1 protein-coding gene is annotated in these 6627 nt (G+C 58.5%); it reads left to right on the forward strand.

The window, feature by feature from the left end; translation table 11 throughout:
- Positions 1-229: 229 nt before the first annotated feature.
- Positions 230-6627: hypothetical protein (locus tag CHB59_RS10335; RefSeq protein WP_143738717.1), on the forward strand; the 6398-nt coding region annotated here is incomplete at its 3' end.

Raw genomic sequence — 6627 nt, forward strand, 5'->3', positions numbered from 1 at the left:
AAGCGCAGCACCCTCAGCACTCAACATCGCCTGCTCCCCCTGATATCTGGCTGTCGCGCCCATCTGTTTACATATATTTACAAAGGTGGGATTCGCTGCCTAGGCAAGCCATTTCCGGATCTAACCGTATGAAAGTTCAGAGAAATTAACAATAGTTTGCAATTTGGATGTCTGGATATATGGCTAAATCCCTCTCAATTCATTTTGAATATGGACAAAGGGAGGATGTATGGGTAGGGATAGGAATGCTTTTGAAGCTGGACGCAAGGTCTTCAATAAAGGACTGCGTCGTCGTATCATGTCTGCCTTGCGCCGCGCCACGCGCGTACTGGGCATGAATCGTGATAATCTCGCACTAGGTATCAACCTTGGCGCAGGCAGCGGTGTGGTACCCGCCGTGGCAGCTGGCAGCGCAAGTACAAAAAGCAGCGGCATATGCTGTGGCCTGACTGCTGTTGGCATGGTACTGGCCGGGCTTTCTGCACCAGCGCAAGCGGATGTGGTCATTGATGGCTTTATGTCGGTGATCAGTCCGACTGGCATCAGTTGCGCCCGTCCTGGCTCAACAGGCCCCTGGACCTGCCAGATTCCCAAGGGTAACGGGGGTTTCGCCACCCTGGGCAATATCACAGGCGCTACAGGTGCAGATGCAGTTGCTTACGCCAGTAGCTGGGCTTCGAGCAATCTGGGTCAGAACTCAATTGCCTTTGGATTTGGTGATCTGCAGGCTAGTGGTGACAACGCCATTGCGATCGGCAATGATGCCAGCGCCGAGCCCGAACGCAGCATCGCCATTGGCTACGGCGCTTGGGTTGCCAACGACCCGGACTCGATCGCCATTGGCACCAACTCGGAGGTCTATGTTGAGTCCAGCATCGCCCTGGGCAACGAAGCCAAAACGCGCAACGACTACTCGGGCACGATCGGCACGAACAGTGTGGTCAACGGCACGCAAAGCTACGCGATCGGCAACGACAACCAGCTCGGCGCCTTCTACTACTCGGGCCTGAGCGACGCCTTCGTGCTGGGCAACCGGGTGAGCCTGAGCGCCGAATACGACGACCCCCTCGTCCACGGCGCGGTCGCCCTGGGCAGCGATACCCGTGTGACGGTGCCCGGCGGCGTGGCCCTGGGCCGCTATGCCGTGGCGAGCACGGCCGAAGGGGTGGCCGGCTACGTCCCGCCGGGCGCCACGGCCGCGCAGGCCGCCGCCATCACCGCCACGACCGGCACCCTGGCGGCCGTGAGCGTGGGCGACGCGGCCAACGGCCAGTACCGCCAGATCACGGGCGTGGCAGCGGGCGCCGCCGACAGCGACGCGGTGAACGTGGCGCAACTGCGGGCCGTCTCCAGTTCGGCGGCGGCGGGTGCGGTGCACTACTACAGCGTCAACGACAACGGCGTCGTCGGCGGCAACTACGACAACGACGGCGCCACAGGTCCCAACAGCCTGGCTGCAGGCGTTAGCGCCAAGGCGGCGGGCATCGGCAGCATTGCCATGGGCTACGAAGCCAATGCATACGCCGGCGGCGTGTCCATCGGCTATGGCGCGGGCAAGAACTCCACCCCCACGGCTACGAATCAACAGGCCAACGTCTGGATCGGCGACAACGCTGGGGCGAACAGCAGCGGATCCAACAATCTCGCCATAGGCACCGCCAACTCGGGCACCGTGGTCCTCGGAAACTCCAACACCGCTGTCGGCCAGACCGCCGGTACCCGTGTCACTGGCGACTCGAATACAGCATTGGGCGGAAGCGCGGGCGGCAATGTCTATGGCTTCTCGAATACCGCGCTCGGCAGCATGGCCGGCCAGTTCGTGGGCTCGGCCGCGATCAACAGTTCTCGCAACACGGCCGTGGGCCTGCAGTCCGGCGCCTATGTGAACGGCGACTCGAACGTGGCCATGGGCGATACGTCGGGATGGGGCACCAAGGGCAGCCGGAACGTGGCCATCGGCCGCTGGGCAGGCAACGGCGCGGTCTACGAAGGCGGTTTCCCCGACGAAACCAAGGGCACGGTGACCAACCGCACTATCGCGATCGGCGACTCGGCCTGGACGTACGCAAGCCAAGCCGTGGCGATCGGCTACGGCGCCAAATCGAAAGCGGTCAACGCCATCGCCATTGGCACGGGGGCACAGGCCACGGGCGTCAGCAGCATCAGCATCGGCACAGGCAACGTGGTGACGGGTGACCGCTCAGGCGCTATTGGCGACCCAACCACCATCAACGGCTCCGGCACTTACTCACTGGGTAACGACAACGGCACTATTGATGCCAACAACAGCGGTGTAGTTGGTAACGACAACACCATCACCGGCGCGCTAGAAGGCGTGCGCGTCGTCGGCAACAGCAATACCGTAAGCGCTGGTGGCGCCATGGTACTGGGTAATAACGCCACAGTCAGTGAAGCTGACGGCGTGGCACTGGGTAGCGACACAACTGTCAGCCATGCTGGCAGCGTAGCTTTGGGTGCCAACAGCGTTGCCGACGGCAGTACCTTGGGCAACGATGCCTACAGCCCGACAGGTGACTTGGCCGACATCGAAGGTACGGCACCAGTGGGTGAAGTATCGGTAGGCAGCAGTGGCAACGAACGTCGTGTCACCAACGTCGCTGCTGGTGCAGAAGACACCGACGCGGTGAACGTCAGCCAATTGAAGGCTGCGCAGGACGAGGCCACGACACATTATTATGATGTGAACTCCACTGCCACCGGCACTGGAAGCAACTATGACAATGATGGCGCGTTGGGTGCCAACTCCATGGCGGCGGGTGCCAATGCCTCGACCACGGCAGCGGCTTCCAATGGTACGGCCATTGGTACTTCAAGCCTTGCCTCTGCTTCAGGGGCGACAGCGCTGGGCTACAGCAGCCTTGCCAGTGGCGCAAACAGCATTTCGCTGGGCGACAGCACAGCCGCTGCGGCTGATTCCATCGCGGCAGGTCGCGGTGCGAATGTCGCTGCTGCTGCTGCCAACGGTACAGCGATCGGCTATAACACGTCTGTAACGGGAGCTCGCGGTGTTGCTATCGGCACGCAGGTTTCCGCCGCCGTCACGACCGCTGGTTCGCAGTCTGTCGGTATCGGTGCAGGTGCGCGCGCAACCGGAACCAACGCAATCGCCCTCGGCACCTATTCGCTCGCTGGCAACAACAGCGTGGCTTTGGGTAGCAATGCAGACGCCACACAGGTCGGCACCATCGCCATCGGTGAGACTGCCTATGCAGGTGTCGATGCTATCCACATCGGCCACTCAACAGTCACTGGCAACCGTAGCGGACATACTGGTGCTTTCCGCCGTGGTACAACGCTTATCGGTGACAACGCCAACTCGCAGGGCCTGTATTCCACGGTGATCGGTAACAGCAACAACCTGCTGGTTAACCAGAACATCCAGGCTACTGGCCTGCTTGGAGCGCAGTTCGTCGCGCAGGGTGCTTTCTCTAACATTACAGGGGCCTACAACACCGTGGGCACACGTGGCACTTCCGCCACGGATACCACGACCAACAACAAGACGTTCAGCGGCGTTGCCGTCACCGTGACTGGCTCAGCCAACAACGTGCAGGACAGCAATGGCGCATTGGTCGCTGGTTATGGCAACACCATCACCAATTCCTACGATGATCAGATTAATGTTAGTGGCATTCATGAGTCGATCAACCCCAACGCCATTTCTGACTTGATCCGTAACAACGATACCAAGCTCGGTCAAGTGGGCGTGATCGGTGCGGGCAACACGCTGGATAACGGCAACAACGTGCTGGTGACAGGCATGCACAGCAATGTGTCCAACGCCAAGATGTCCTCAGTGCAGGGTTTTGAAAATGAAGCCTCCGATATCGAGAATGTTTCCATCGCCGGTGCAGGGAACAAGGTCACTGGCGCTACAGACAGCTTCATCGCGGGCAACGACAACACCATCAACGATGTCAGCAACGTCATGGCCGTGGGTAGCGGCCAGGAGCTCGACGGCACCAGCCAGAGCGTGCTGCTGGGTGATCGCATTGCCTTCGATGGCACACAGGCGGTCGCCATTGGTGACGACACCAAGGTGGCTGATCAGGCAGTTGCTGTTGGCGTAACAGCGCAGGCACTGGGTGAGAAGAGTATTGCTATAGGTTACGATGCGATTGCAACAGGTTCTGTTGCAACAGGCGCCTCTGCACGTGCCGGTAACGGCGGTGCGGCATTCGGTGATGGTGCAGTAGCAACATACCTGGGCGGCGCAACGACAGCCGGTACAGTGGCTGGCGCAGCACTTGGCCAAAATGCCTCGGCTGATGTTTCCGGCGCAGTTGCGCTGGGTACTGGTGCTACAGTTACTGCCGAAAACAGTGTTGCATTGGGTGCAGGCAGCGTGGCAGATGGTGCTACGCTGGGTGATAGTCCTTATCAACCGCTGGATGCCAATGGTGATCCTATTCCTGTCGCAGGTACTTCACCGGTGGGTGAAGTCAGCGTAGGGACGGCAGGTAGCGAACGTCGTATTACCAATGTGGCCGCTGGTTCGGCGGACACGGATGCCGTGAACGTAAGTCAGTTGGCTGCAACTGCTGCTGCTGCAACTTCCAAGGTAGCAGCAGGCACCAACGTCAACGACGTTGCTCAAACAGTGAACGCTGACGGCAGCACCACCTACACCGTGAATGCGGATGGTGCAACTGCCTCTGCTGGTTCCAGCTATGTCACCGTGGCAGCGGGCGCGAAAGATGCCAACAACGTCACCGACTACGAAGTGGATGTAGCCCAGAACGTCAAGGACGCCGTTGATGCAGTTGAGAACGACGGCCTGACCTTCACCGGCGACAGCGGTACTACTGGCACCAAGAAACTGGGTGACACCGTAGCTGTCAATGGTGATGACAACATCACCACCACAGCGGATGCTGACGGCGTGAAAGTTGCTCTGAACCAGGACCTCAACGTCACTAGCGTCACTACTGGTAACACCATGATCAACAATGATGGTCTGACCATTATTGGTGGCCCAAGCATTACCAACGTGGGTATCAACGCCGGTGGCACTACCATCACCAACGTAGCAGCCGGTGTGAACAACACCGACGCTGTCAACGTAAGCCAATTGACCGAAGCCGCTGCTGCAGCGACCTCCAAGGTTGAAGCAGGCACCAACGTCAATGACGTCGCTCAAACAGTGAACGCTGACGGTAGCACCACCTACACCGTCAACGCAGATGGCACCAGTGCCTCTGCTGGCTCCAGCTACGTCACCGTGGCTGCTGGTACCAAAGACGCTAACAACGTTACCGACTACGAAGTTGATGTAGCACAGAACGTCAAGGACGCAGTTGATGCAGTTGAGAACGACGGCCTGACCTTCACCGGCGACAGCGGTACTACTGGCACCAAGAAACTGGGTGACACCGTAGCTGTCAATGGTGATGACAACATCACCACCACAGCAGACGCTGACGGCGTGAAGGTGGCATTGAATCCAAACCTCAACGTCACTAGCGTTACCACCGGCAACACCATGATCAACAATGATGGTCTGACCATTATTGGTGGCCCAAGCATTACCAACGTGGGTATCAACGCCGGTGGTACTACTATCACTAATGTGGCTGCTGGTGTAAATGATACTGATGCGGTGAACGTGAGCCAGCTCAACGACGTGTCCACAGCAGCTAATGCTGGCTGGAACGTCAGTGCGCAAGGTGCTAATTCGACCAATGTTGGCCCTGAGAGCACGACTGGCACCGATGTTGATCTGAACAACGCCGATGGCAACATCGTGGTGAGCAAGGCAGCGGATAGCAACGACGTTACCTTTGATCTGGCAAACGACCTGACAGTGAACAACAGCATCACTGTCAACGGTGGCACCACGATCACTGGCGACACCGTGACTACGACCAACGTCAATACCACTAACCTGACTGCTGGCGACAACTTCTATGTTGACAACAGCGGTGCGCACTATGATGGCCCGATCACTGAAGGCGACCACGTCGTTAACAAGAACTATGTGGACAACTCAGTGACCGAATTGGCAGATACCCCACTGGCCTTTGCTGGTGACACTGGTACCAACGTCGAGCGCAAACTGGGCGAGACCTTGAATGTGAAGGGCGGCGCAACCGGCAACCTGACCGAAGGCAACATCGGTGTGGATGCAGATGGCAGCGATACCCTGAACATTAAACTGGCTGAGAATGTTGACCTGGGAAGCAGCGGTAGCGTTACGACTGGCAACACTGTCATCAACAATGACGGCCTGACTATCAATGGTGGCCCTAGCGTCACTACAGGTGGTATCAACGTCAACAACACCAAGATCACCAATGTGGCAGCGGGTACTGACGCTACTGATGCGGTGAACGTGAGCCAGTTGAATGACGCTGCCGCAGCAGCGACCACCAAGGTTGCAGCAGGCACCAACGTCAATGACGTGGCAGAAAGCACCAACGCTGACGGCAGCAAGACCTACACCGTCAACGCTAACGGCACTACTGCTTCGGCAGGTTCTACTGCAGTGACAGTGACAGCGGGCGCGAAGGATGCGAACAACGTTACTGATTACCAAGTTGACCTGGCGCAACAGACCAAGGACGACATTGCCCAAGGTGTGGAAGCTAATGACACTGTGAACAATAA

It is taken from the genome of Methylobacillus rhizosphaerae (assembly GCF_900187985.1).
Taxonomy (GTDB): domain Bacteria; phylum Pseudomonadota; class Gammaproteobacteria; order Burkholderiales; family Methylophilaceae; genus Methylobacillus; species Methylobacillus rhizosphaerae.